The organism is Niastella populi, from assembly GCF_002078015.1.
Lineage (GTDB): Bacteria > Bacteroidota > Bacteroidia > Chitinophagales > Chitinophagaceae > Niastella > Niastella populi.
On record NZ_LWBP01000145.1, the window covers coordinates 35,859 to 61,377 of the forward strand.

A 25,519-nucleotide genomic window follows, 5' to 3' on the forward strand; every position below is an offset into this window, starting at 1 on the left:
GTTTCCGGTTACCGGGTGCCGGTTTCGGAAACACCTTGAATGGGCTATTTACATATAGGTTTTATGGATTTTTATCAGTAGCGCCGAAACTAGCTGCTTTTATTTTTTTTCGGGAAATGAGAAGTTTGAAATGAAGAAGTACAAATGAGAAAGTGAATTCAGCTTCCGGTATATGCAGATCGGGCGCAATTGGATGGGCATGATACATTTTTTTGTAAAATACCGGTGCCACGCTTAAGGCAAATCCTGCTATTACTTCGAATGCTCCATTAGCACATTAGCACATTAGCTAATTAGCACATTATTCCTACTTATCCCCAACTTTGGTCGGAATTATCACATTATCGCCTTGGCAAATTAGCACATTGTCTGTTTTCGTAACTTGCGGCCATGGAGCAATACCTGTCACTTTTAAAGCATATCAAGGAAAACGGTGTATATAAATCAGACCGCACCGGAACGGGCACTACCAGTTGTTTTGGCTACCAGATGCGTTTTGATCTGCAGCAGGGATTTCCGTTGGTGACCACCAAGAAATTGCATCTTAAAAGCATTATTCACGAATTATTATGGTTCCTGAAAGGGGAAACCAATATCAAATACCTGAAAGATAACGGGGTTAGCATTTGGGACGAATGGGCCAATGAGCAGGGCGAGCTGGGACCCATTTACGGCAAACAATGGCGTAGCTGGGCAACAGGCGGGGGGGCAAAAACCATCGACCAGATCAGTGACGTCATAAAGCAGATAAAGACCAACCCCGACAGCCGCCGCATGATCGTAAGCGCCTGGAATGTGGCCGAGCTGCCCGAGATGGCGCTGATGCCCTGTCACGTGTTGTTTCAGTTTTATGTATCTCCTCCTCCGCCAGCTGGCGGAGCTGCCGGGAGACGGCCGCGTTTGTCGTGCCAGTTGTACCAGCGTTCGGCCGATGTATTTTTGGGTGTTCCGTTCAATATTGCTTCTTACGCTTTGCTCACCATGATGATCGCCCAGGTGTGCGATCTGGAGCCGGGTGATTTTATACATACGTTTGGCGATGTGCATATTTACAGCAATCATATGGACCAGGTGAACCTGCAGTTGAGCCGCGAGCCGTTTCCATTGCCTGCCATGCAGCTGAACCCCGCGGTAAAAGACATCTTTGATTTTAAGTTTGAAGATTTCACCCTGCAGAACTATCAGTGTCACCCGGCGATCAAGGCGCCGGTGGCGGTGTAGGATGTTGAATGTCGAATGTCGAATATCGAATGTCGAATATCGAATGTAGAATGTCGAATGTAGAATGTCGAAATAAATACAAGTATTAATGAGGAATGATGAATGAGAAATGGTAATAATAAAATCCCTCATTAATATGGAAAATAACATTAAGAAGTTTGATCTCGAAGACAGATTGGTGGCATTTGCCTGTATGGTACTGGAAGTTTGTGATATGCTACCGGGTACAAGAGCAGGAAATAATCTTGAACATCAGTTATCGAAAAGTGGAACTGCGCCGGGTTTAATGTACGGCGAGGCTCAGGCGGCGGAATCCGGAACCGATTTTTTGCATAAAATGAAGATGGCACTGAAGGAATTGCGGGAAACAAGGATCAATCTTCGTATAATAAAAGACAAACCGTTAATTAAACACACGAAAGTTGATAATGCCTTTGAAGAAGTAGATCAATTAATAAGGATTTTTGTTAAAAGCATTGACACAGCCAGATCAAAAAGCATCCTTAAGAGGTAAACTTCGGAGTTCATTATTCAACATTCAATATTCAATATTTCTTATGCTTTTAAGCCAGGTGGTCGCAGCGGCCGAAAACAATGCAATCGGGAAGAACAATCAGTTGTTATGGACGTTGCCTAATGATATGAAGTTCTTCAAAAATACTACCTGGGGTATGCCCGTGATCATGGGCCGCAAAACCTATGAGTCGCTGGGTAAACCGCTTACCGGCCGCACCAATATCGTCATCACCCGGCAAACCGGCTGGCAGCCAGACGGCGTTCGGGTGGTACATGACATCAAAGAAGCCATGGCTGCCGCCGCCGAAGCCGATGCGAAAGAAGCGTTTATCATTGGCGGCGGTGAAATATATAAACAAACGCTGCCCATTACCAACCGGGTGTATCTTACCCGCGTACATACTTCCGTCGATGGCGATACTTTTTTCCCCGATATGAATATAGCCGACTGGGAACTGCTGTCCCAACTCGATTTTACCGCCGATGCAAAACATGCGTATGATTATAGTTTTCAGGTGTGGCAAAGGCGAATGTTGAATACCGAATAACGAATGCAGCATGTTGAAGTTTTAAATGCATTCGTTTTATTTCGAAATTCAGTATTCATCATTCGATATTCAATATTTTTGGCCATGTTTTCCTCCTGGCAGCTCATAAAAAAATATTCCTCCTATTATTTCACCGCGCTGAATGGCAGGGGCCATGGCATTCATTCGCCATTCGTTTACGACTTCGTACGAAAGGTGCTCGTAGACAGGCGGAACTTTTATGCCTACAACCAGGTAGAAGCATTGCGCCGCAAACTGCTGCAGGATGAAACCATTCTCGAAGTAGAAGATTTTGGTGCGGGTTCCACCATCAGCAAAACCAATCAGCGGTCAGTGGCTTCCATTGCCCGCCATGCCGCCAAATCGAGAAAATGGGCGCAGCTTTTATTTCGTATTGTAAATTATTATCAACCCAAACATATTCTGGAGCTGGGTACCTCGCTGGGTGTATCAACGGCGTATATGGCCCTGGCCAATCCGCAGGCGAAGGTGATTACGGCAGAAGGAAGCCGCGCCATAGCCGCGCAGGCGAAAAAGAATTTTCAATCTCTTCAGTTATCCTCCATACAACAGGTAACCGGCAATTTCGATGATACCCTGCCCGGTATACTGGGCGCTTTACCGCAACTCGATCTGGCATTTATCGATGGCAATCACCGGTACGAACCCACGGTGCGGTATTTCAACCAGCTGTTGCCCCATTTGAACGATGCCAGCCTGGTGATCTTTGACGACATTCACTGGAGCGCCGAAATGGAAAAAGCCTGGGAAGAGGTAAAGGAAAACCCGGCAGTAACGCTTTCCATCGATCTGTTTTTTGTTGGACTGGTGTTTTTCAGCGATCAGTTCAAGGTAAAACAGCATTTTACGGTTCGGTTCTGAAAGCGGTCTTCAAAATAGTTGGCATCAGGAATTGAAGGGCTGCCCCCATCGTACCGGAAACCACCGGGGCGCATCCCCATTTACCCCTGCTATTAATTTTCGGTAAGAATGCAATAAAAAATACTATTCCGGCGTAGCGCCATTCATAACTTAAATTTTCCTTACCTTGAATCACATAACTACTACCTGATTATGACGATTGGAGTTTTAAAAGAACCATCCGAAGAAAGCCGCGTATCATTTTTGCCCGAAGCCGTAACTGCCCTCACCAAAAAAGGCGTTACTGTACAAATTGAATCGGGCGCCGGCGAAAGATCCTTTTATAACGATGAAGACTACGTTAAAGCCGGTGCGGTAATAAAAACCCGGCAGGAAGTTATTCAATCATCCGACATACTGGTAGCTATTCACCCGTTCGCAGAGGCGGCAAGCCTGAGTGCAAAGATCCTGATAGGGGTATACCAGCCTTTGTTCAATGTGGCGGTGATGCAGCAATGGGCAAAGCAGGGAATTACTTCATTCAGTCTCGATATGCTGCCACGTACAACGCGGGCGCAAAGTATGGATGTGTTGAGCTCACAGGCCAATATCGCCGGTTATAAAGCGGTATTGCTGGCGGCCAACACCTATAGCCGCTATTTTCCCATGTTCATGACGGCGGCCGGTAGTATTGCTCCGGCCAAAGTATTGATCCTGGGCGCCGGGGTAGCCGGTTTGCAGGCTATTGCAACCGCCCGCCGTTTGGGTGCGGTGGTTGAAGTGTTCGATACCAGGCCCGCCGTAAAAGAAGAAGTAATGAGTTTGGGCGCCAAATTCATTGAAGTGGAAGGCGCCGCCGATGCATCGAAAGCAGGCGGGTATGCGGTTGAACAGTCGGCCGATTATCAGCAACGCCAGCAGCAAAGAATTGCCGAAAGCATTGCCAAAGCCGACATCGTTATTACCACCGCGCAAATACCCGGTAAAAAAGCGCCTGTACTTATTACAGAAGAAATGCTGACCTCTATGCGCAAAGGATCGGTGATCATTGATATTGCGGCAGCTACCGGTGGCAATACGCCCGTTACGAAAAACAATCAAACGGTAATATATAAAGGCGTGCATATTGTAGGCAACAGCAACCTGCAGGCCACCATGCCTTCCGATGCCAGTAAACTGTATGGCAAAAACCTGCTTAACTTTTTACAACTGATCATCGATAAGGAAGGAAAGATCAATCTCAACTGGGACGATGACCTGGTGAAAGGTTGCTGCATTACCAATAATGGCGAGGTGGTGCACGACCGGGTTAAAGCAATTAGCTAATTTGCTAATGTGCTAATGGGGGAATACATTTTTTCCCGGCATTCTGAACGCTAAGTAGCTTTTCCTGCGTTGCATACCGGCGATAAATGCCGGCATCCCGACCGAAGCATCGGGACAGCTCTTTACTCAGCCAATAAATTATTACAAACTAACTATATGGAAGCAATTCTTACCTGGATAGCCGATAATCAGCAAATGATCTACATCGTTATATTGATGATCTTCGTTGGTATCGAGGTTATCGGTCATGTACCCAGCGTGCTGCATACGCCACTGATGAGCGGCGCCAATGCCATCCATGGTGTGGTTATCATTGGGGCCATCATTGTTATGGGCAAGGCCGAACAGCATAATTACGTGGCGCTCGTCCTCGGTTTTCTGGCGGTGGTTTTAGGAACATTGAATGTGGTGGGCGGCTTTGTGGTAACCGACCGCATGTTGGAAATGTTCAAAGGAAAAGGTAAAAAGCAAAATCCAGGTTCTAAGTAAAAACAAAACGATTTATGGAATTAAGTATACTAACCCTCTGCTACCTCGTAGGTTCGGTTACGTTCATTATAGGATTGAAGATGTTGTCGAACCCGTCAACCGCCCGCAACGGTAACCTGCTGGCGGCTGCCGGTATGGGCATTGCTATTATAGGAACCATCTTCCTGTATGAAGAAGATGGCAAAAGACTGGGCAACTATCCCTGGATCTTCGGGGGCATTCTTATTGGCGGGGTAATAGGAACGCTGGCCGCAAGGAGAGTAAAAATGACGGCCATGCCCGAAATGGTGAGTATGTTCAATGGGATGGGTGGCGCCTGTGCGGCCCTTATTTCGGCCGTTGAGTTCGATCACCTTTACAAAAATTACAAAGGCGATGATTTGTTTGGGCTGTCTGAATATGTAGCAGCCGGTCATTACCTTACTATCATTGCAGGCGCAATTATTGGTACCGTATCTTTTGCCGGCAGCATGATCGCCTGGGGAAAATTGAGCGGTAAAATAAAGGATATGTCGTTCCGCGGCCAGCATATCGTAAATCTGCTCATGCTGGCGCTGGTGTTGGTGGCGGCGGTAATGTCGTATCAATACCAAACAACCTATGCCCATCTTCTTTTTTATGCAACCGTTGCGTTATCGCTTGTATACGGGATTATGTTTGTAATGCCTATCGGCGGGGCCGATATGCCGGTGGTTATTTCATTACTGAACTCGTTTACCGGCGTGGCGGCAGCCTGCGGCGGTTTCCTGTACAACAACAAAGTGATGTTAACGGGTGGTATTCTGGTAGGTGCTGCCGGTACCCTGCTGACCATTCTTATGTGTAAGGCCATGAACCGTTCGCTGAAGAATGTATTGATCGGTTCGTTTGGCGGCGGCGCCGCTGCCAGCGGAGCTAAAAAAGACCAGGGCGCTTATAAAGAAATTACCCTGAGCGATACTGCGGTTGTCATGAGCTATGCCAATAAAGTAATGATCGTTCCCGGGTATGGCCTCGCGGTTGCGCAGGCGCAACATGCCTGTCACGAACTGGAAAAATTACTCGAAAGCAAAGGCGTTGAAGTGAAGTATGCCATTCATCCTGTGGCGGGGCGTATGCCCGGCCATATGAACGTTTTGCTGGCCGAAGCCGATGTCAGCTATGACAAACTGCTCGAAATGGAACACGCGAATGACGAGTTCCCGACAACCGATGTGGTACTGATCCTCGGAGCGAACGACGTAGTGAACCCGGCTGCCAAAACTGATCCTTCTTCTCCTATATACGGAATGCCCATTCTCGATGTGGAGCTGGCAAAAAATGTGATCGTGAACAAACGCAGTATGAAACCGGGTTATGCCGGTATCGAGAACGACCTTTTCTTTCAACCCAAAACTTCTATGCTTTTCGGCGATGCCAAAAAGGTGTTGCAGGACCTGATAGGGGAGATCAAGAATTTATAATATGGGTAGCGGGACCGCTGTTTTCGTCAAACCCTGGAATACGCCATTCCGGTTTATGCTGGTAACGATGATCGTATGTCTTCTTGAGTCGTTGCTTGCCCTTTGGTTCAACATGAAGAACTACGGCGTTTCAACCGCTGCTTTTTTATGGATGTTTTTATGGCCATCGGTTCTTCTGGTTGAAGTAGTATTTTATCGGGTGGTTCGAAGAAGAATAAAAGAACGAAAATTCGTTTGGGCGCACCTCATCCTTTCCCTGTTTTCCTTTGCAGTACTGCCATTACTTTATATTGGCGCATTGTTTTTTTCTTACCTGGTAATTCCCTCGAGCCCTGTAATGCAAAGCCTGTTTCGGGTTCAGATGTATAGTTACTGGGCGGGCGTTATAATTGGTCATATCTTTTTTGTCATAGTTATAGTTCAATGCTTTTCTGCCCAAAAACCGCAGCAGCCAAACGACGATAACGACCTGTTGAGCGAAATTGCCATGTAAAAAACACTAAATGCACCCCATCTTCCGTTATAAGCATTGCATAGCAGGGGATTTGCCGTGTTTGTGTGTTATTGTGTTTGTAAATAATTGGATGCCATAGTGTTGCGGGTGCAGTAAATCTCCAGTATTTTAGCCGAAAATAATTGACAACCGTACTATATGATCACAAAAAGTGCCTGTTTAGTAGCCGCTATCCTTGTAATTTCCTGCCATCTCAGTAAAGCGCAGGACGAAGGAAATACATTGTCTAAAGTAGATGATTCCGCCATAGCGAAGCCAAAGAGCAATCTCACCTACGAGTATCAATACCTGAACGACGATCATACCGAAGGCATTGAAAAGTCATTCCTGTTCGGCAAGCTGAAAACCGAGATCCACTTTAAAGAAAAAGGTAAGTTCCAGGCTGCCAAATCATACGATACAAAGACCGGCCGTTTATTAAAGACCGATACCATTGTGAATTTCAACAGGCTGGTAGGCACCACAACTACTTATTATGCCAATGGTAAACCCAAGGAAATGGAGCACCGCGATACCAGCGGCGTTGTTGACCAGTACAGCGCTTTTTTCCAGGGCGGAAATAAACGAATCGTGATTCATTACAAGAACGGTAAAAGGAACGGGTTGCTGACGGAATATAACCCTAATGGCACCCTGAAAGAAACCGGTACATATGTAAACGATAAACGCGAGGGCGTTTTCAAGTTCTACGATGTGCGCGGCCAGTTGATCACCACCAGGAAATTCAGAGCCGACAAAGTTGTAAAATAGTTGCTGTAACGAAAATGATCCATAGCTAAAGTCCCGCCCCGTGGCGGGACTTTGCGTTAATGTAATTCTAATGCCCTGCCTGGCTTCGCCAGAACTTCATTAACGCATTATTTCATAGTTTTGCAGGGTGCAGCTCCCCCAACAATTACTTGGCTCCTTAGCCGGTGTCGCAGGCTTCGATAAAGAAGCGTTCGTGCAAACACATGAAAGCGGCCGGCAGGTTACGTCGGTTCGGGTTAATCCGGGCAAAATTCCAATGGTGAATAGTGATGGGTCAATGGTCAAGGGCATTCCCCCGGGGCTTCAGCAGCACTTTTCCATAACATCCTCAGCAAAGATACCGTGGTGCACTTACGGCCTTTATTTATCAGAGCGGCCGGCATTTATTTTCGACCCGTTGATCCATGCAGGAGCGTACTATGTACAGGAGGCATCGAGTATGTTCCTTGAACAGGCGCTTATGCAAACATCAGATACCAGCCAGCCATTGCGGGTGCTCGATCTTTGTGCTGCGCCCGGCGGTAAATCAACCCTGCTGCAATCACTTATCAGTGCCGATAGTTTACTGGTGAGCAATGAAGTGATAAAATCAAGGGCCGCCATACTGGAAGAGAATTCGGTAAAATGGGGTGGGGCCAATGTCGTTGTTACCAATGCCGATCCGGTGGCATTTGCAAAGCTGGAAAACTTTTTCGATGTGATCGTTATCGATGCGCCGTGCTCGGGTTCCGGTTTGTTCAGGCGCGAACCGGAAGCCATTGCCGAGTGGAGCGAACACAATGTACAACTCTGCTATCAGCGCCAGCAGCGCATTCTGGCCGATGTGTTTCCCGCCTTAAAAGAGGGCGGCGTGCTTATTTATTCTACCTGTTCCTATTCGAAAGAAGAGGATGAAAATATTGGCGACTGGTTAATGGATGCGTTTACTGTTCACAGTTTGCCTTTGAAAACAGAAGCTGCGTGGGGCATTGTTGAAACGCGGTCAGACAAACATAAAACATATGGCTATCGCTTCTTCCCCGATAAAGTAAAAGGAGAAGGCTTTTTTATCAGTTGTTTTCGCAAACAGGAAGGAACCGGTAATACAGTTCGTATGCCTAAACGACCGGCACTGCAAAAAGCATCGAAGAACGAATCGGCTATCTTACAACCCTGGCTGCAAACCGGTAGCGGCATGCAGTTGTGGAAACAAAAGGAAGACCTGTTTGCCTTTCCGCAGCAACTCGAAAAAGAATTGCTCACCATTGTAGATAATGTATATGTGCGCCGCGCCGGCACTACCATTGGTAAAATTGCCGGTAACGACCTGGTGCCCGATCACGCACTTGCGGTAAGCACGCTGGTAAACGGTTCAATTGTTGCAGTAACGTTAAAAAGGGAAGAAGCCATACAATATTTGCGCAGGGATGATGTTACCATTACAACCGGTCAAAAAGGCTGGACCCTGGTTCAGTTCGAGCACTACAACCTTGGCTGGATAAAGGTTTTGCAGAACAGGATAAATAATTACTATCCCCAGGGATGGCGCATCCTGAAAAGAGCTCCCGATATTCCGTGAACACCAGTAACTGCCCGCGGAGCGATAGTTATCCCCGTTGGCGCTAATTAAAATATATATTGCATCTTTGCAACCGAATACGAAATGCATAACCTATGCTGAAGTTCAAAGGAGTTTTAATCATCGCGTTTCTATTGCTAACTCAGTTTGTGTGGTCACAATCTGATATGACAGTGCAGGGTACTTCTCCTGACCTTTACCTGTTGCATACGGTTCAACCCAAAGAAACATGGTATGCTATAGGCCGTATTTACAACACGCCGGCAAAAGAGATCGCCGCCCTCAGCGGTGCCACCATGGATAAGCTGAACATTGGTCAGGAATTGAAAGTGCCGTTGTCGGCCAACAACTTTACACAGGATGGAAAAAAGGGCACAGATGAGGTTTTCGTTCCCGTTTATCATATTGTAGGGGAAAAAGAATGGATGTACCGCATTAGCCAGAATCACAATAAGATCCCTGTTGAAACGCTTGAAAAATGGAACGGTATTACCAATGATCAGCTGATGGCCGGCATGAAGCTGATAGTAGGTTATCTGAAGGTAAAAACTACACAGTCGCCGCTGGCTGCCACCGGGGTAAAGAAAATAATAACGCCGGTTGCCGCATCGGGTGGCACCGTTACCAAACCTGTTACCGAGCAGTCTGTTGTAAAAACAGATAAGCCGGCAGAAACCAAACCAACGGAAACAAAAGCGGTTGAGGCTAAAAAGGAAGAACTGAAGAAAGAGGAACCGCAGAAAGAAGAAAATAAAATGGGCACACCGCCACCCGCTTCAGAAACGGCAAAACCCACCACGCCGGTTGGAAATGAAAGCAGCTATACCGGTTATAAAGGCGGTTATTTCCGTTCGGGTTACAATGGCAACGGTAAATCAACAGCGGGTAATGCCGGTATTTTCAGAAGTACCAGTGGCTGGAAAGACGGTAAATATTATGCCCTCATGAATAATGTACCGGTGGGTACTATTGTAAAGATCACTTATAGTTCTACCAATAAATCAGTTTTTGCCAAAGTGCTGGGACAACTGCCCGATATGCGTGAAAGCGTTGGCCTTACTGTTCGCCTCAGCGATGCAGCAGCGGCCGAGTTGGGTGCTGAAATGGGTAAGTTCTATGTAGATGTGACATACTGAGTTGAGTTCACAGGCTTTTGTTATAATTGGTGCATTTGCGGCTTGGGTCGCAAATGCTAATGTGATAATTCGATAATGTGATAATTCTATAATGGAATACAGGATCGCGGCAGGCGCTCGCGCTGCCGCTTAAACCGTGACGGCACCTGATCGCTTACGTTAGGCGCAACAGCATTCAGGACGCTGCATGCCGAATTCCCTTCTACATTCACCATTGAACATTCAACATTCGATATTGTATTTCCTTTTTCATTTCTCCTTTTTCATTTCCCCATATTTAAACCCTCTCAAAAACTCTTCCACCGTCATTTTCTTTTTTCCCTCCAGTTGCAGTTCGGTGATTTGAATATATCCATCGGCGCCGGCATATTTCAGATAGGTTTTATTATCCGTTTCAATGCTGCCGGGGTTTTTGGGTGATGGATGGTTTTCTTTTTTTGCTTTGTAGATCTTCAGGTTTTTGTCATTCAACGTTGTGAATGCAGCGGGGTAGGGCGATAAACCTCTTATGAGGTTGTATATCGCTGCAATGGGTTGGTTCCAGTCGATCTTACAGGTTTCTGTAAATATTTTAGGAGCATGTTTAAGATGAAGTGTTTCATTGGAAACCGTTGGAACTGTTTCCCGGTAGCTGGTAGCCGGTGCGTGAGCCAATGATTGCTGAGGGATCTCCTGTAATGATCCGTTTGTTAATCCGGCAACGGTTTTAACTAAGAGTTTTGCGCCGATGTCTTTCATTCTGTCGTGTACTTCGCCGGCGGTTTCGTCATCGCCTATGGGAAAACTTTCCTGTAGCAGGATATTGCCGGTGTCTATTTCATGTTGCAGTTTAAAAGTGGTTACACCGGTTTCTTTTTCGCCGTTGATAACAGCCCAGTTAATGGGCGCCGCGCCGCGGTATTGTGGCAACAGCGAGCCATGTAAGTTAATAGTACCCATGGGTGGCATGTTCCATACCACCTCGGGCAACATACGAAAAGCCACCACTATCTGCAGGTCGGCCTGTAATTCTTTTAATGTTTCCAGAAATACCGGGTCTTTAAGTTTAACAGGTTGCAGCACCGGTAACTGATGCTCAACCGCATATTTCTTTACGGCGCTTTCTGTAAGCTTCATACCCCGGCCGGCAGGTTTATCGGGTGCAGTGATCACTGAAATGATATGGCAACCTGCCTGTACCAGCGCATCGAGTGAAGCTACTGCAAACTCAGGCGTTCCCATGAAAATAATCCGTAGCTGACCGCTTATCGATGGTTTGTTTTCTTGCATTCGTCTTACGATTTCTTACCAATAGGTTGGTGTTGAAAAGGGAGGAAATTCCCCACTTTTTCAGCAAATTTCATCAAAAAACTTTTATTGGCTGCCCAAAATTATTCCTGTTACTTTGCAGCCAGGGAATTGGGCTTTTTTATCTGCTCGCTTTTGTTCACTTTTTGAGCTTTTTGAATGCAGCGATGTGGGAGGGGAGAGTTGATTTTCCTGACATTTTAAACACTAATAAAGATAGTATGCAACAAGTAAAAAGCGGCGATACCGTAAAGGTACACTATCATGGCCGTTTAACAGATGGAACAACTTTCGACTCATCAGCTGGTCGTGAGCCGCTACAATTTGAAGTGGGAAGCGGGATGGTAATTCCCGGGTTCGATAATGGTGTTATGGGTATGATAGTGGGCGACAAAAAAACCATCCAGATTCCGGTTGCTGAAGCGTATGGTCCCAAAAATCCCGATATGATCGTTGCATTCCCTGCCAGCGAATTCCCTGAAGATATGGAGCTGGAAGTTGGTATGCGTTTAAATATGACCAATTCTGAAGGACACGTAATTCCGGTGGTAGTAACCGAAATTGGTGAAGAAAATGTAATGCTCGATGCCAACCATCCCCTGGCTGGTGAAGACCTGGTGTTCGATATCGAACTGGTTGAGATCGGTGCTGCTCCTTCGCGCATCATTATGCCGTAAATTCCTGAATTAAGAAATAAGAAGTAGGAAGTAAGAAGCGTCAGATTGCTTACTTCCTACTTTGTCGTTTATACACCCCTGTATTCCCTTGTCAACCCATCAACTTGTCAATTCACCTCGTAGTTTTCCTATCTTGACCTGCCCGTTTTTTTTATCTATTTTGGCGGCATAATTTATACCCTATGATACAAACCACGAAACGCATAGTTACGTGCACGCTATTATTCTGTTTATCTGGTATTGTTTACGCTCAGGACCAAACCGCCACTTCCACAACCGATCAACCGTTACCGGAGTCCGATACGGCAATTGCTACCCGCAATGCCCTGCGGTTTGCCGATAGTTTGGTAAAAGCCGATTTTTACACCGATTGGAACACGTACATGAACCTGACCTGTACAAGTGCTTTTAAATTCTATGGCGGTAAAGAAGGGTTTAAGGAGAATGCGGTCGCCATCCATTACCGCGATGAACCTAAAAGCGAAGAAAAGATGCCCAAAACCAAATTGTTGCATCTGATGAACGACAACAGCGACCAATGGCAGTGTGTTGTTGAAAAAGTACGTGAAAAATGGGACGAGTCACGTGGAAAGGTAAAAGTGTATACCTACCTGGTAGGTGAGTCGAACGACAATGGCCTTAACTGGAAGTTTATCGATGCCAGTCACAATTCCCTTCCCAATATCATTTACATTCTGCCCTCCGTTTTCACAACTATGGAAATTCCCGAAGGGAAAACCGTGTATGAAGACGAAGTAGCGGCACAGCAGGCGGCAGAGGAAGCTGTTAAGGCGAACCAGGCAACACAGGCGAAGAAAAAGGCGCCGGTTAAAAAGGCCACTAAATAGTTATAAGTGTGCCACACCTTCGAGGTGTGGCACACTTACCTGCAGATCTCAGCATAGTTTTTCAGAAAAAAGAAGGGTGAGTTTCCCGCTAAGAGAAGCTCACCCTTTCTTTTTTATTTCAATTGTTATGCTTTCTTCTTCCCGTATAACCAGCCCAGCCAGATGCCCACGAGGCCCCAGCCCACAATGCTGTCATAGAAATAAGCCATCAGGTCGAATCCCTGGTACCAGATATGATTGGTGTAAGGCACATTGAAAAAAACGATCATGCCAACGAACAGGGCTGAAATAAGTATGGCTATAAAGTTCAGCGAATTCATGCGGCTGATGAGCGCGCAGAAAAAGCCAACGATCAGCATGTCGACGATGAGGCCACGGATCATGTTTGAACCCATGTTCATTTTCCATGACTGATGGTATTGTATCAATGCCCAGGGTTTTCCTTCCATCGTTTTCATAAGCGCTTCGTGTTGTTCGCGGCTTGCATCGGGGGGAAGCCCGGGTATGTGATATTGTCCTTCTTTATCGAGCTGCGTGCTTAAAAAGTTCATGATTGCGTCCTGCTTGTCAGTGTACTGGTAGGCGTTGCCGTGGAGGTTCAGAACAGTCCAGGAAAGAAACTGCCAAAGGAAAAGAAGAATACCGCCTACGAGGGCGCCAATGAGTAACTTTTTCATAATAGCCAGCTTTAGTTTGTAAAAAGGTAGAAAGAATAATCCGATTTTACAAATATGTTATTGGCTGGCCTTTATCATTTTGGCGGCAACGTTTCTTTCATATGCGATGTATAAAAGCAGCAGGGCAAGTGCAAACAAACAGGTTGTAATGAATGATCCTTCCAGTCCGAACCCGCCGCCGGTAAGCCACCAGGGACCCTTTAAAGCTGGCTGCAATACACCTTTTAACGGTAAGCCACTTACGGTATAACCTAAAACCGGTCCCTGTATGAAGTTCCAGCCAAAATGAAAAAGTACCGCGAACCAGATATTGCGGGTATAGATGAAGTTGATACCAAGCAGCATACCCGCCAGCATCAAATTGGCCATGGCAACAGATGAAATGCCGGGGTTACTGCTATGGGCCAGTGCAAACATAACGGCCGAAACGGCGAGCGCAGCCCATTTGTTCATCGATTCCATCAGGTTGTTGAGGATGTAACCCCTGAAAACAATTTCTTCGGTAAGCGCTATCAATACCATCAGCAGTAAACCTAATAAAAGATCCTGCCCTATGAAGTGCGCATCGATCCATTCTAGATTTCCGGTTGCAAATAACAGCAGGCTGGCGGCGCCCAGTATGGCGGCGCCCAAACAAAAACCGATCGATGCGTCGGCCTCGAAAGAGGTCCATTGCAGGCCGAGGCTTTTTGCCGGTTTTCGATCGATGATGCGGCGGAATGTCACCGTTAGGGCTATGGCCGCTATGGCATTTATGAGCAATGAGGTGATGGCTATATTCAGCAGCTGTTCATTTGTTACGGTGTTTTTCGAAGCAAACGGCGATATGCCCATTATAGAACCGGTGATGAGGGATACCATAACGGAACAGGCAATAAAAGCGAACAAGAGCAGTATTGCGCGCACCCAGCCTTGCTTTATTACGGGAGAAAACCTGTAGGAGCTCATGAGGGAATTAAGTTGATCGATATTTGAGTTATATTGCCAAAAATACAGCTTACATGTTTACTAAATATAGTTTTACCGTAAAGGAAAGGTTTTTACGCTACGTGCAAATTGATACGCAAAGCGATCCGCAATCAACCAGCGTTCCGTCTACCGAAAAACAAAAAGACCTTAGCCGTGTATTGGTGCAGGAATTGAAGAGTATGGGTATTTCCGATGCGCATCTCGATGATCATGGTTACGTGTATGCTACCATTCCGGCCAATACAACAAAAGAAGTGCCTGTAATATGTTATTGCTCGCATGTTGATACCGCACCTGATTGTACCGGCGCCGGGGTAAAACCACTGGTGCATACCAACTATGATGGCGGGAATATCGTATTACCCGATGATCCCACGCAGATTATTTCACCCGCTGATCATCCGTACCTGCTGAAAAAGAAAGGTGAGGATATCATTACGGCATCGGGCACCACCCTGCTGGGCGCCGATGATAAGGCGGGTGTTGCGGTGATCATGGATATGGCGCATTTTTTTATGACCAACCCCGATGTAAAACATGGCGCTATCAAAATACTGTTCACACCCGATGAAGAGATCGGGCGCGGGGTTGATAAAGCCGATCTGAAAAAGCTGGGCGCGCAGTTTGCCTATACGCTCGATGCCGGTGAACGCGGTGCATATGAAGATGAAACATTTTCGGCCGATGGCGTTACCATTACCTTTCATGGGGTAAGCGCCCATCCGGGTTATGCAAAAGACAAACTGGTGAATGCGATGAAAGTGGCCGGCGCGTTCCTCGAAGCACTGCCAACAGATACATTGTCGCCCGAAACCACCGAAAAGAGAAATGGTTTTGTTCATCCGGTGCGTATAAATGGTATTGCCGAAAAGGTTACGCTCGAGTTCATCATTCGCGATTTTATCACAGCAAAGCTGGCTGAATATGAAAACCTCTTAAAGGAAAAGCTGGCGCAGGTTTTACAACGTTTTCCCGGGGCGAAGGCCGATTTTGAAGTGCGTGAACAATATCGCAATATGAAAGAGGTGCTCGATAAATTTCCGCATGTTTCGGCTTATGCAAAGGAAGCGATAGCCCGTGCGGGTGTGCCGTTGATCGAAATGAGCGCGCGCGGCGGTACCGATGGGTCGCGGTTGTCGTTTATGGGTTTGCCCTGTCCGAACCTCTTTACAGGTGAAATGGCCTTTCATGGCAAACATGAATATGTGAGCGTGCAGGATATGCAAAAAAGCGTGGAAACGATCGTGCACCTGGCTTGTATCTGGGAAGAAAAAGGATAATGTGATAAATAGCTAATGTGATAATTTGATAATGCTTTAGAGTTCGCCATTCCCTATAAAACCGAAGTTCACGCGTACAGGGTGTATTCAATTGTCATATTATCTGATTACCGCATAATCAAATTTCGCATGCTCCGTTTACGATGAAACCTGTTCTTATATATTGCCTGTTGTTTTTCAGTTACAAAATTCTCCATTCCCAAAACCTTGTTCCCAACGGAGGTTTTGAAGATGAGAATATCTGCACTGAATATATACAGAACTGTGCGCCGGAAGGCTGGATAGCGACTTCCCTTCATGCCAATTATTATTTCGATGCTACGCTTCTGAAGAATGCGGTGAAAGCGCATAGCGGCACTCATTATGTTGGCGTAACCGCAGGCCACCTTGGGATGCAGGGTATCCGCAATTTTATTCGTGCCCGCCTGTTGTGCGGGTTGCGCAACGGCAATCAGTACAAACTAGAAATGTTCCTGCATTCGAAAAATCCCATCCTCGACAGTATAGGTATTTATTTTTCCGGGCAGGACTATCTGTGCGAGAAAAGATATTTCAAACATATTGAACCCCAGTTGTGGTCGGGCAATGGAAGGGAGAACACCAGCGAAGACAGCCGCAACTGGAAAAAAGTAGAACTGATCTATACCGCAAACGGAACAGAGGGATTTATAACCATCGGTTGTTATAAAAGGGTTGATTATAAAAACATGGTGCAGGATTTCAGGGGTGAGTATAATGTTTACATCGATGATGTTTCGCTTACGCCGGTTGACTCAACGGAGCAATTATGTTTTCAGGCCGATAGTGTAAAGAATGAAATTTATGCAGAGAACGAACGGCATACCATTCTCGACCGGAAAATATACCGGTACCGCCGCACCCCGCCGCCGGTAATTCCGCTGCCGCCAACGGTCACAAAAAAAATTAAGATCAGGCACATCGATACGCTGATCATCCCCGATATATTTTTCGCTACCGCCCGGTACGAGTTAAGTCCGGCGAGCTTTAATATGCTCGACAGCTTTGCCGGTAAACTGAACACCTATTTTATTGATTCCATGATAGTGGAAGGGCATACGGATAGTATTGGCAAACTGGCCTATAATGAAACGTTATCGTTTAACCGCGCCACTTCGGTTAAAGATTACCTGGCGAATAAGGTAGAAGGGCTCAGGGAGAAGTCGGTAACAAGAGGTTTTGCCTACAGGCGGCCTGTGGCCGGTAATAAAACCCCGAAGGGACGGCAGATGAACAGGCGGGTGGAGATCATCTTGTACAGGTATGATGAGTGAGTTGACGGGTTGACCGGAAGTTAAAAAGGTAATAGAGGTGATATAGTTGATATAGGAAGGTGCAGCGAATCGATGCGGAATCGCGAGCCCTGAATAAGGAAACCCTTTCACGTTTTACGATCTCAATAAAAAAGTCATTCCCGTTGAAAGGAATGACTTTTTTTAGTGTCGCCGATCTGTCTATTGTTTCAAAATTGTCTTGCTAAAGATCTCTGCGCCATTCTTAAACACTATATGGTATAAACCGTTTGTTAATCCACTCATATCTACATTTGAAATTACCGCGTTGGCCGACAAACGAATGTCCCTTATGGTTTGGCCGGTTGCGCTGATGATCTGAATATGTGCGGCTACGCCTGCTTTCGGGTGTTGGATCATCACGAAGTTTTTAACCGGGTTGGGTGATACACTAATATTGGTCGTTAGTTTAGCTTTCAGGCTAATGATGAAGCTGTATTTGAACGTGCCATCCTGTTCAACCATTTTCAGCCTGTAGTAGTTGTTATCTGCAGCAGGTTGCGCATCGGTAAAGCTGTATGATCTTAAGTTAGCCGCTTTTACATTGCCGATTACGGAGAAGTTCTTTCCATCGGTGCTTCTCTCAATAACATAACTTACGATGCCGCTTTCTTCTTCAGTATTCCAAACCAGTTTGGTGCCGAAGGTTTCTTCGCTGGCGTTAAAGCTGGTGAGCTGAACGGGGAGGGGAGCGCCAACAGGTGAAAGGGTGGCCCATGCAGCAGCTGAGTTGTCGCCGGCGGCTACGCGGAAACCATCGTAAGCAGCATCAGGTGAATCGTCTTCATCGGTTTGCCATATGCGCATTGCATTGATCTGCGAGCCATAAACAACTTCATCAGTATTTTGCTGGTTAGCGCCGGTAGCGCCTGTTGCAATAGCTGTTGAAGGTTCGGCACCCAGCGCCGGGTTTACCCATAAGTACGCATCGTCATTGTCAGCACCCGACACAACATCATATCTTATAACTATGAGGTAAGTCGTGTTGTATTGGAAATTGCCGGTAGTGTATTCCGGGTTTGCGGTTCCAACAGCAATACCAAACTCTATATCGTTGCTGGAGCCATTATCTTCCCTCATATAGAACCGGCAGGGGAAAGTTCCATTAGCTGTATTTTCAAATGTTATAGCATCATCAGGACCTTCGTTTAATTGAGGTAAATTAGTTACCCGCACCAGGAAACTCATAAAAAAGGTTTTGTTACCTGAAGTGCTAACCGAAGCGGAAAAAGGTTTGCGAGGGTCGGTTCCGTCAGTAGAAGAAACCACAGCATACTGAAAACCGCTGGTATAGCCTGCGTAGGTTAATGGTGTAGTAGTAGCAATTTGTACGTCGGTTCCAGTGCCTAATTGAACCCATCCACCCTGGGTACCAAGGTCGCCATTTGTAAAACCAGAGAAATTTTCATTAATAACCAATTGAGCGTTTGCAGTAATGGCAACAGCAGTTACCATTATAAAAGAGTAGATCTTTTTCATTTCTTTTGATTTTGGGATGAATAAATTTTGGGGTGCCCAGAGGAATTGGAGGAATGCTTTTCTTACGTGTATAAGAAGAAGCTTTGATCGGAGGTCTTCAAAAGGATGAATGAAAAATTTGTAAACTGGTGGAGACTTTGTTCCTGTACGCTGGAGTTTCGAAGGATTGTGGCAGATGTAAGCGCCGGGTAAATGTATAGACTATTTTTTCTATATGCAAGGGCGGGATAGTTTTATTGATATTGATCAAATATGTACTAGGCTGATGCTGATTGGTTTACTGACGGCCATCATGAAAATGGCAATTTGTGTACTGATCTTAAAGTGGCTGTCATGAAATCTAAATGGCCATAATGCAGATCATGTGAGCTATCAGTATAAATAAAATAACGTGTAGCTTTTTAAATAACTACAACATAATCAACGTAAACAAAACAACCTCCCGCACCGGTTTTTTTGACTAATTTAGAATCATTCCATTGTCAAACCTATCTATGAAGCTAATAAGTCAATTCGTCCCCGCCATATCCGTGGCATTAATAACCTGCTATGCAGGGTATTCGCAGAACCTGGTGGCCAACGGTGGTTTTGAAGAGGCCAATCTTTGTACAGAATTCCATAAATATTGCGCGCCGGAAGCATGGGTGGCCACATCGGGCCAGGCCAATTACTATTTTGGCGATATGGCCATAGCTTATGAAGGTTTCCACTATGTTGGTTTAACGGCAGGCAGTGTGAACAAACGCGGCGTGCGTAATTTTCTCATAACGCAATTGTTGTGCGGTTTGCGCAAGGGCAAACAATATATGCTTGAATTTCAGGTATGCGCCACCAATAAAGTGCTCGACAGCATCGGCGTATATTTTTCGCCTGAAGACTATTTGTACGAGCGAAGAAATTTCAGGGAAGTGCAACCGGCTTTATGGTATGTGCGCAGCGGCGCCGCTTTATCGCAGCCCCCCAATAAATGGCAAAAGGCGCGGTTTGTGTATACCGCCACCGGTAATGAAGCTTTTCTTACTATCGGGCTTTTTAAAAGAGCCGATTATACCGGTGCGCTAAAACCCGATTTCCAGGATGAATATCTTTTTTTGCTCGATAATATTTCATTGACGCCCGTTGATGTTAATGAGCGGATGTGTGCGGATGCCGAGCGCGAAAAATGGCGGATCTATAAACAGGATGACAGGCATAGCCGGCTTGAAAAAAGGATCAATAATTATTTAAAGAACCCGCCTGTTCCGCGGCCTAAGTTAAACCTTACCCGCGTTCCCCTGGTGAAGCATGTTGACACACTTGTTATTCCCGATATCTATTTTGTTTCTGCCAGTTATGAACTTTCAAAAAAAAGCAATGAACTGCTCGATAGTTTTGTGCGCAAACTGTCAGGTTCCATGGATTCGGTAATAGTGAACGGCCATACCGATAGCGTCGGCAGTTATGAATATAACAAGGAGTTATCGCTAAGCCGGGCCGTAGCGGTAAAACAATACCTCATGACCAAAATGCCATCGCTGGGTGTAAACTTTGTTGCAAGAGGATATGCGTACCTGCAGCCGATAGCCAGTAATAGATCTCCGTCGGGGCGGAAGAAGAACAGGAGGGTGGAGATCTTTGTTTATAGAAAAGAATAGGTGGTAATATTGAATACAGGGAAATGAAGAATGAAGAATGAAAAATGAAAAAGGGAATATAGAATAACAGAAGAATATTGAATAACGAATTTCCAATATCGAAGTGAATATAGTATTCGCTTTAGGCTTTAACTTGTATTCGATTTCGGCTCAGCTGTATTTTGCCTTCACTTGGAGCTTGCAGCGTGTAGCTTGCAGCTGTATTCTGTATTCGCTTACAGCTTGTAGCGTGCAGCTGTATTCGCCTTTAGGCTGTTCCCTGTATTTGCTTGCGGCTTGCAGCTTGTAGCGTGCAGCTGTATTCGCCTTAGGGCTGTTCCCTGTATTTGCTTGGAGCTTGCAGCTTGCAGCTTACAGCTTTGACCTGCTGTTTTCCCTACAATCCCATTTTCTTCCTTATAGAATTAATGATCAGCACCGCATGCTCGCGGCTGTTTTCAATAAACCACACATGGGTATTCATGCCGCCGCAAACCACGCCGGCCAGGTAAATGTTAGGTAAATTAGTTTCCATGGTATCGGGGTCGTAGGTTGGTTGAAGCACCCCATCGTCTGACAAATGAATGCCTACCTGTTGCAGAAAATCACAATGCGGCTGATAGCCGGTCATGGCAATCACATAATCATTTGCAATAGTAACCAACCCATCGGGTGTTTGAATATCCACTTCCTTTTCGCGGATGGCCATTAACGTAGAATTGGTATAGGCTTTTATGCTGTTTTCCTTAATACGGTTCTCAATATCGGGTTTTACCCAGTATTTAACCCGTTTGCCAATGCCTTCGTGCCGAAGGACCATACTTACTTCGGCGCCCTTGCGCCAGGTTTCGAGCGCCGCGTCAACCGCCGAGTTATTGGCGCCTACCACCAGTACCTTGTGCATGGCGTAAAAATGCGGGTCTTTATAATAGTGAACCACCTTGGGCAGGTCTTCGCCGGGAATGTTCATCATTACCGGGATATCGTAAAAACCGGTAGCGATCACCACGAAAGTGGTATGGTAGGTTTGTTTGGTGGTAACAACCTCGTATTTGCCATTATGTGGTGTAATGCCGGTAACTTCTTCCTGCAGGTGAATGGTAAGTTTATTGCTGGTGGCCACGCGCCGGTAATATTCCAGCGCTTCGGGCCGGGTTGGTTTTATGTTATTGCTCACGAACGGAATACCGCCTATCTCCAGTTTTTCAGAAGTAGAAAAAAAGGTCATATTGATGGGGTAGTTGTACAGCGAATTCACCAGGCAGCCTTTTTCCAGTATGCAATACTGTAACCCCGCTTTTTTAGCCTCCAGGGCACAGGCCAGGCCAATAGGCCCGCCGCCAACGATTATAATGTCGAATTGATTGCTTGAGTTCATTATAGCAAAGTTAACATGTGGAATTGTTTTATAGTTCATCAATTAACCATGCCAGGGCTTCATGCGTTCAAATCGGGGAGCGTTGATGACTTAAAGCGGGATTTTCCCTGGGCTTATTTGGATATTTGCACATTTACCGTACTTTTCATTAAAATTTAATCTTATGGAGTTCCTTACGTCCTATTGGTGGGTCATTGTTATCGTACTGATTTTGTTTGCCGGTTTAAAAACCATTAACCAGGGATTTATTGGTGTGGTTACCATGTTTGGTAAATACCGGCGTGTATTGAGCCCTGGCCTGAATTTTTTAATACCCTTCCTGGAACAGATCAGCCGTAAGGTTAGTATCCAGAACCGTTCAGTGGAAATGGAGTTCCAGGCGGTAACGGCCGATCAGGCAAACGTGTATTTCAAAAGCATGTTGCTGTATGCGGTTCAGAATTCTCATGAAGAAACTATCAAGAAAGTAGCTTTTAAATTCCTGAGCGAGCGCGACCTCATGCAGGCGCTTACCCGCACTATCGAGGGTACCATCCGCTCATTTGTGGCCACCAAACGCCAGGCCGAGATCCTCGGTTTGCGTAAGGAAATAGTGGAGTATGTAAAAGAGCAGATCGATCATTTGCTGGAAGAATGGGGGTATCACCTGCTCGACCTGCAGATCAACGATATTACGTTCGATAAGCAAATTATGGACAGTATGAGCAAGGTGGTGGCCAGTAACAACCTGAAGGCTGCGGCAGAAAATGAGGGTCAGGCACTGCTGATCACCAAAACAAAAGGGGCCGAAGCGGAAGGTAATGCCATTAAAATTGCGGCTGAGGCTGAACGTACGGCGGCCCAGTTACGCGGTCAGGGTGTGGCGTTGTTCCGCGAAGAAGTTGCCCGTGGTATGAGCCAGGCTGCCGAGCAAATGAAACAGGCGAACCTCGATACGAATGTGATCCTGTTCAGTATGTGGACGGAAGCCATCAAGAATTTTGCTGAAGTGGGCAAGGGTAATATCATCTTCCTCGATGGCAGCAGTGAAAGTATGCAGCGGAACATGCAGCAAATTATGGCTATGATGCAGATGAAGGGCGATAACAATCAAAGCCGGAATTAACGATTCATTAGCTGTACAATTTTGACTATCAGGGAATTCAATTAGCAAACTTTTAAGAAATATTAAATCGTTCGAGTCGTTTTAGGCACACTATTGCCTACATTTACACCACTAAAACAATATCTGGATGAATTGGTTTTTTTTACAAGTTACCAATCCCGCTACCACCGCCTCCGCCGACTCTTTGCAAAAAGCTGCCACTCCGGGCACTCAGGGCGAACATGTTATGAATGTGATGGACCTGTTGGCTAATGGCGGTCCCCTCATGATTCCGCTGGGATTGTTGTTTGTACTGGCTGTGTTTTTCTTTTTTGAACGGCTTATCGCTATTAAAAAAGCAAGCCGGATCGATCCCAACTTCATGTATATCATACGTGATAATGTGATCAGCGGCAATCTTACCGCTGCCCGGTCTATGGCCAAGAATACACAGAACCCTGTTGCCCGTATCATTGATAAGGGCTTGCAACGGGTAGGAAAAAGGATAGAGGAAATAGAGCGCAGCATGGAAAATGTAGGTAAGATAGAGGTTTATAAAATGGAGCGTAACCTGTCGGTTTTGTCGCTGGTATATGGAATAGCGCCCATGTTCGGGTTCCTCGGTACCATCTTTGGGATGTTGCAGTTGTTCTATAATATCAATGCATCGGGTGAATTTACACCTGCACAGATTGCCGGGGGTATTTATACCAAAATGATCACTTCGGCAGCGGGGTTGATCATTGGTTTGCTGGCCTATGTGGCTTATAACTTCCTGAATGCGCAGATCGATAAAACCGTGAACCGCATGGAAGTGGCCAGCGCCGAGTTCCTCGATATTTTACAGGAACCTACCAGATAGTTTTTGGTTTGTTGTTTATGGTTTGTGGTTGTTCGCCCCTCGGGAAGCTTAATTAAATGCATTAGCCCCTGATTTCGGACGCCATACCTTTACCTGATATTTTAAAAGAAATAAAATGAATTTAAGAAGAAGATTAAAAGGTCACCAGGAGTTGCATGCAGGAGCGTTGAACGATATCCTGTTCATCCTGTTGTTCTTCTTTCTTATAGTTTCTACGCTGGCCAATCCGAATGTGATCAGGTTATCGCAGCCGAAAGCAAAAAGCGATACCAAGGCCAAACAAACGGTGATCGTGAACATTAAACCAACCGGAGAGTATATTATCAATGGTAAACAGATCTCCATTGAGGAAATGACGGCGTTTATACAGCCGTATGTGCAGAAGGACTCAACGCAGGCAACGATTGCCATCAATGCCGATAAAACGGTACCGCTCGAGAATGTGGTGGCCGTTATGCGCGTTGCCCGCGACCTCGGCGCCCGGTCAACCTTGCTGGTAGATACGAAAGTGAAGTGATGCCCGCCAACTGGCGGAGAAACATAAATTTCCAAAGGCCCACGGTGACGCATTTGTACACTGTGGGCTTTTATTTTGGGGAAGCACTTTGCCGTGGAGATTACAAGTAGCATCCATAATAAGATGAAATTATTTAATATCATATTTGCCCTGGTGGCTTTGTCGGTACCTGGCATTGAAAAAGGATATGCGCAGCAGTCTTACAGCCTTGCCAATACCAGGTACCTCGATTCAGTAGAACAGGGAATTAGAAATTATATTTGTAATGATTCATTGGTTTACCCTGCCGGTTACAAAAAGAATTTGCTGAAAAAAGAAATACCGGTCATAGAAGTTTTAAATAGTTTTTTCGACAGCACATTTGAAGCCAACCAGGTGAATGGCAAATTAAAAAAGATCAGGTTTGGAAAAACCAGGTTTGCAAAAGTCAATAAAACAGAAACTGACATCGGATTAATTAAGGTAATTCATGTTATTATCAATGGACCCTATTTGCATGCAGATGTAAAACTTGACTGTATTGGTAACATTGTAATAAGAAAAAGCATTCTATTAAACAGTAACTCCATTGGAAGGTGTGGCTTACACGGAAACCAGATCACCGATTTTAAGATGTTTAAAACCTTTGTAATTCCTAAACTGAAGTTTCCGATCAGCGTGAGGGATTATGCCGATATAATTGCCACAGGTTTCTTACAAAAAAACCTGGCAAAAGCTGCCGAGATCAATAAAGACTACAGGTTTAATCTACCATCGGACAAAGCAAAAAAAGACGACTGGATCAATAACATTCTATATAATCAATACAACAGCGACAGCGCATGCTGCTACTCTTATTATCAGCCTCCTGAAGATTTTGTTGCATTGATCAGGAACGGGCAATTAGCGTTGATCAATGATTTGCTTTATTCACCCAATTATTTATATGCCGTGAATGCCATGGAAGCAATGATTTACCTGGCAAATGAAAACAAACTGGTTATAAATGACAGCATCAGAACTAAAATGGAATTGTTGAAACAGGAGAGATCTGTACTAACAGTGCAAAGAACCTCCGATGTTCTTGGTATTATGCAGGGGTATAATGAATTAAAAACAACCAATCAGCAGGTGATTCAAAAATATCGAAATGGTATCCCTTTGTGAGATACAATCAGTCTTTTAAGCCATTAAGCAT

At 45.6% G+C, this 25,519-nt stretch carries 25 protein-coding genes; 20 read left to right on the forward strand and 5 right to left on the reverse strand.

Annotated features, from left to right (window positions below; translation table 11 throughout):
- The first annotated feature begins 390 nt into the window (after nucleotides 1–390).
- The 11 genes from A4R26_RS13165 (at nucleotide 391) to A4R26_RS13220 (ending at nucleotide 10,361) form a co-directional block, all read left to right on the forward strand.
- Nucleotides 391–1,221, forward strand: a complete 831-nt coding sequence (locus tag A4R26_RS13165) for a thymidylate synthase (RefSeq protein WP_081164224.1) — start codon at nucleotides 391–393, stop codon at nucleotides 1,219–1,221.
- A 136-nt stretch (nucleotides 1,222–1,357) separates the two neighbouring features.
- On the forward strand, nucleotides 1,358–1,735 hold the full coding sequence (locus A4R26_RS13170; protein ID WP_081164225.1) for a four helix bundle protein: 378 nt from the start codon (nucleotides 1,358–1,360) through the stop codon (nucleotides 1,733–1,735).
- Nucleotides 1,736–1,778: 43 nt separating this feature from the next.
- Nucleotides 1,779–2,285, forward strand: a complete 507-nt coding sequence (locus A4R26_RS13175; protein ID WP_081164226.1) for a dihydrofolate reductase — start codon at nucleotides 1,779–1,781, stop codon at nucleotides 2,283–2,285.
- 84 nt (nucleotides 2,286–2,369) lie between these two features.
- Nucleotides 2,370–3,167, forward strand: coding sequence for an O-methyltransferase (locus tag A4R26_RS13180; protein ID WP_081164317.1), 798 nt, complete (start codon nucleotides 2,370–2,372; stop codon nucleotides 3,165–3,167).
- A gap of 192 nt (nucleotides 3,168–3,359) precedes the next feature.
- Nucleotides 3,360–4,472, forward strand: coding sequence for a Re/Si-specific NAD(P)(+) transhydrogenase subunit alpha (locus A4R26_RS13190; protein WP_081164228.1), 1,113 nt, complete (start codon nucleotides 3,360–3,362; stop codon nucleotides 4,470–4,472).
- A gap of 156 nt (nucleotides 4,473–4,628) precedes the next feature.
- Complete coding sequence (locus A4R26_RS13195) at nucleotides 4,629–4,961, forward strand: NAD(P) transhydrogenase subunit alpha part 2 (RefSeq protein ID WP_081164229.1); 333 nt, start codon at nucleotides 4,629–4,631, stop codon at nucleotides 4,959–4,961.
- Nucleotides 4,962–4,975: 14 nt separating this feature from the next.
- The gene (locus tag A4R26_RS13200; protein ID WP_081164230.1) at nucleotides 4,976–6,403 is read left to right on the forward strand and encodes an NAD(P)(+) transhydrogenase (Re/Si-specific) subunit beta; all 1,428 of its coding nucleotides are present in this window, start codon (nucleotides 4,976–4,978) and stop codon (nucleotides 6,401–6,403) included.
- Between the two features lies 1 nt (nucleotide 6,404).
- Nucleotides 6,405–6,896 (forward strand): hypothetical protein, encoded by a 492-nt coding sequence (locus A4R26_RS13205; protein ID WP_081164231.1) that lies wholly within the window; start codon nucleotides 6,405–6,407, stop codon nucleotides 6,894–6,896.
- A 159-nt stretch (nucleotides 6,897–7,055) separates the two neighbouring features.
- Nucleotides 7,056–7,667 (forward strand): toxin-antitoxin system YwqK family antitoxin, encoded by a 612-nt coding sequence (locus A4R26_RS13210; protein ID WP_081164232.1) that lies wholly within the window; start codon nucleotides 7,056–7,058, stop codon nucleotides 7,665–7,667.
- Nucleotides 7,668–7,860: 193 nt separating this feature from the next.
- Nucleotides 7,861–9,225, forward strand: a complete 1,365-nt coding sequence (locus tag A4R26_RS13215) for a methyltransferase RsmF C-terminal domain-like protein (protein WP_242674901.1) — start codon at nucleotides 7,861–7,863, stop codon at nucleotides 9,223–9,225.
- A 149-nt stretch (nucleotides 9,226–9,374) separates the two neighbouring features.
- Nucleotides 9,375–10,361: a LysM peptidoglycan-binding domain-containing protein gene (locus A4R26_RS13220; protein ID WP_165760258.1), complete on the forward strand. Its 987-nt coding sequence runs from the start codon at nucleotides 9,375–9,377 to the stop codon at nucleotides 10,359–10,361.
- Nucleotides 10,362–10,610: 249 nt separating this feature from the next.
- Here the strand turns inward: A4R26_RS13220 and fmt are convergent, their stop codons facing one another.
- Nucleotides 10,611–11,630 carry a methionyl-tRNA formyltransferase gene (fmt, locus tag A4R26_RS13225; RefSeq protein WP_081164235.1) on the reverse strand — a complete coding sequence of 340 codons (1,020 nt, stop codon included), beginning with the start codon at nucleotides 11,628–11,630 and terminating at the stop codon, nucleotides 10,611–10,613.
- A gap of 239 nt (nucleotides 11,631–11,869) precedes the next feature.
- Between fmt and A4R26_RS13230 the strand changes: the two genes are divergently transcribed.
- Together A4R26_RS13230 and A4R26_RS13235 are read left to right on the forward strand one after the other, a co-directional pair.
- Nucleotides 11,870–12,325, forward strand: a complete 456-nt coding sequence (locus A4R26_RS13230) for an FKBP-type peptidyl-prolyl cis-trans isomerase (protein ID WP_081164236.1) — start codon at nucleotides 11,870–11,872, stop codon at nucleotides 12,323–12,325.
- 182 nt (nucleotides 12,326–12,507) lie between these two features.
- Complete coding sequence (locus A4R26_RS13235) at nucleotides 12,508–13,173, forward strand: hypothetical protein (protein WP_081164237.1); 666 nt, start codon at nucleotides 12,508–12,510, stop codon at nucleotides 13,171–13,173.
- Nucleotides 13,174–13,298: 125 nt separating this feature from the next.
- Here the strand turns inward: A4R26_RS13235 and A4R26_RS13240 are convergent, their stop codons facing one another.
- Both A4R26_RS13240 and A4R26_RS13245 read right to left on the reverse strand, forming a co-directional pair.
- Entirely contained in the window at nucleotides 13,299–13,850 is a 552-nt protein-coding gene (locus tag A4R26_RS13240; protein ID WP_081164238.1) for a hypothetical protein, read from the reverse strand.
- A 57-nt stretch (nucleotides 13,851–13,907) separates the two neighbouring features.
- On the reverse strand, nucleotides 13,908–14,798 hold the full coding sequence (locus A4R26_RS13245) for a CPBP family intramembrane glutamic endopeptidase (RefSeq protein ID WP_081164239.1): 891 nt from the start codon (nucleotides 14,796–14,798) through the stop codon (nucleotides 13,908–13,910).
- Between the two features lie 53 nt (nucleotides 14,799–14,851).
- Here A4R26_RS13245 and pepT point away from each other — a divergent pair, with 53 nt between their 5' ends.
- Nucleotides 14,852–16,099: a peptidase T gene (gene pepT, locus A4R26_RS13250; RefSeq protein WP_081164240.1), complete on the forward strand. Its 1,248-nt coding sequence runs from the start codon at nucleotides 14,852–14,854 to the stop codon at nucleotides 16,097–16,099.
- A gap of 143 nt (nucleotides 16,100–16,242) precedes the next feature.
- Nucleotides 16,243–17,391: an OmpA family protein gene (locus A4R26_RS13255; RefSeq protein ID WP_081164241.1), complete on the forward strand. Its 1,149-nt coding sequence runs from the start codon at nucleotides 16,243–16,245 to the stop codon at nucleotides 17,389–17,391.
- Nucleotides 17,392–17,571: 180 nt separating this feature from the next.
- Here A4R26_RS13255 and A4R26_RS13260 read toward each other — a convergent pair whose 3' ends face one another.
- Nucleotides 17,572–18,888: a T9SS type A sorting domain-containing protein gene (locus A4R26_RS13260; RefSeq protein WP_081164242.1), complete on the reverse strand. Its 1,317-nt coding sequence runs from the start codon at nucleotides 18,886–18,888 to the stop codon at nucleotides 17,572–17,574.
- A gap of 494 nt (nucleotides 18,889–19,382) precedes the next feature.
- Between A4R26_RS13260 and A4R26_RS13265 the strand changes: the two genes are divergently transcribed.
- A complete protein-coding gene (locus tag A4R26_RS13265; protein ID WP_081164243.1) occupies nucleotides 19,383–20,522 on the forward strand; it encodes an OmpA family protein in 1,140 nt (379 codons plus the stop codon).
- 376 nt (nucleotides 20,523–20,898) lie between these two features.
- Here A4R26_RS13265 and A4R26_RS13270 read toward each other — a convergent pair whose 3' ends face one another.
- Nucleotides 20,899–21,879 carry a YpdA family putative bacillithiol disulfide reductase gene (locus A4R26_RS13270; RefSeq protein ID WP_081164244.1) on the reverse strand — a complete coding sequence of 327 codons (981 nt, stop codon included), beginning with the start codon at nucleotides 21,877–21,879 and terminating at the stop codon, nucleotides 20,899–20,901.
- 163 nt (nucleotides 21,880–22,042) lie between these two features.
- Between A4R26_RS13270 and A4R26_RS13275 the strand changes: the two genes are divergently transcribed.
- From A4R26_RS13275 to A4R26_RS13290, 4 genes are all read left to right on the forward strand, one after another.
- Nucleotides 22,043–22,984: an SPFH domain-containing protein gene (locus A4R26_RS13275; RefSeq protein WP_081164245.1), complete on the forward strand. Its 942-nt coding sequence runs from the start codon at nucleotides 22,043–22,045 to the stop codon at nucleotides 22,982–22,984.
- Nucleotides 22,985–23,111: 127 nt separating this feature from the next.
- The gene (locus tag A4R26_RS13280) at nucleotides 23,112–23,825 is read left to right on the forward strand and encodes a MotA/TolQ/ExbB proton channel family protein (RefSeq protein ID WP_081164246.1); all 714 of its coding nucleotides are present in this window, start codon (nucleotides 23,112–23,114) and stop codon (nucleotides 23,823–23,825) included.
- 115 nt (nucleotides 23,826–23,940) lie between these two features.
- Nucleotides 23,941–24,342 carry an ExbD/TolR family protein gene (locus A4R26_RS13285; RefSeq protein ID WP_081164247.1) on the forward strand — a complete coding sequence of 134 codons (402 nt, stop codon included), beginning with the start codon at nucleotides 23,941–23,943 and terminating at the stop codon, nucleotides 24,340–24,342.
- 123 nt (nucleotides 24,343–24,465) lie between these two features.
- Complete coding sequence (locus tag A4R26_RS13290) at nucleotides 24,466–25,488, forward strand: hypothetical protein (protein ID WP_081164248.1); 1,023 nt, start codon at nucleotides 24,466–24,468, stop codon at nucleotides 25,486–25,488.
- The last annotated feature ends 31 nt before the right edge of the window (nucleotides 25,489–25,519 follow it).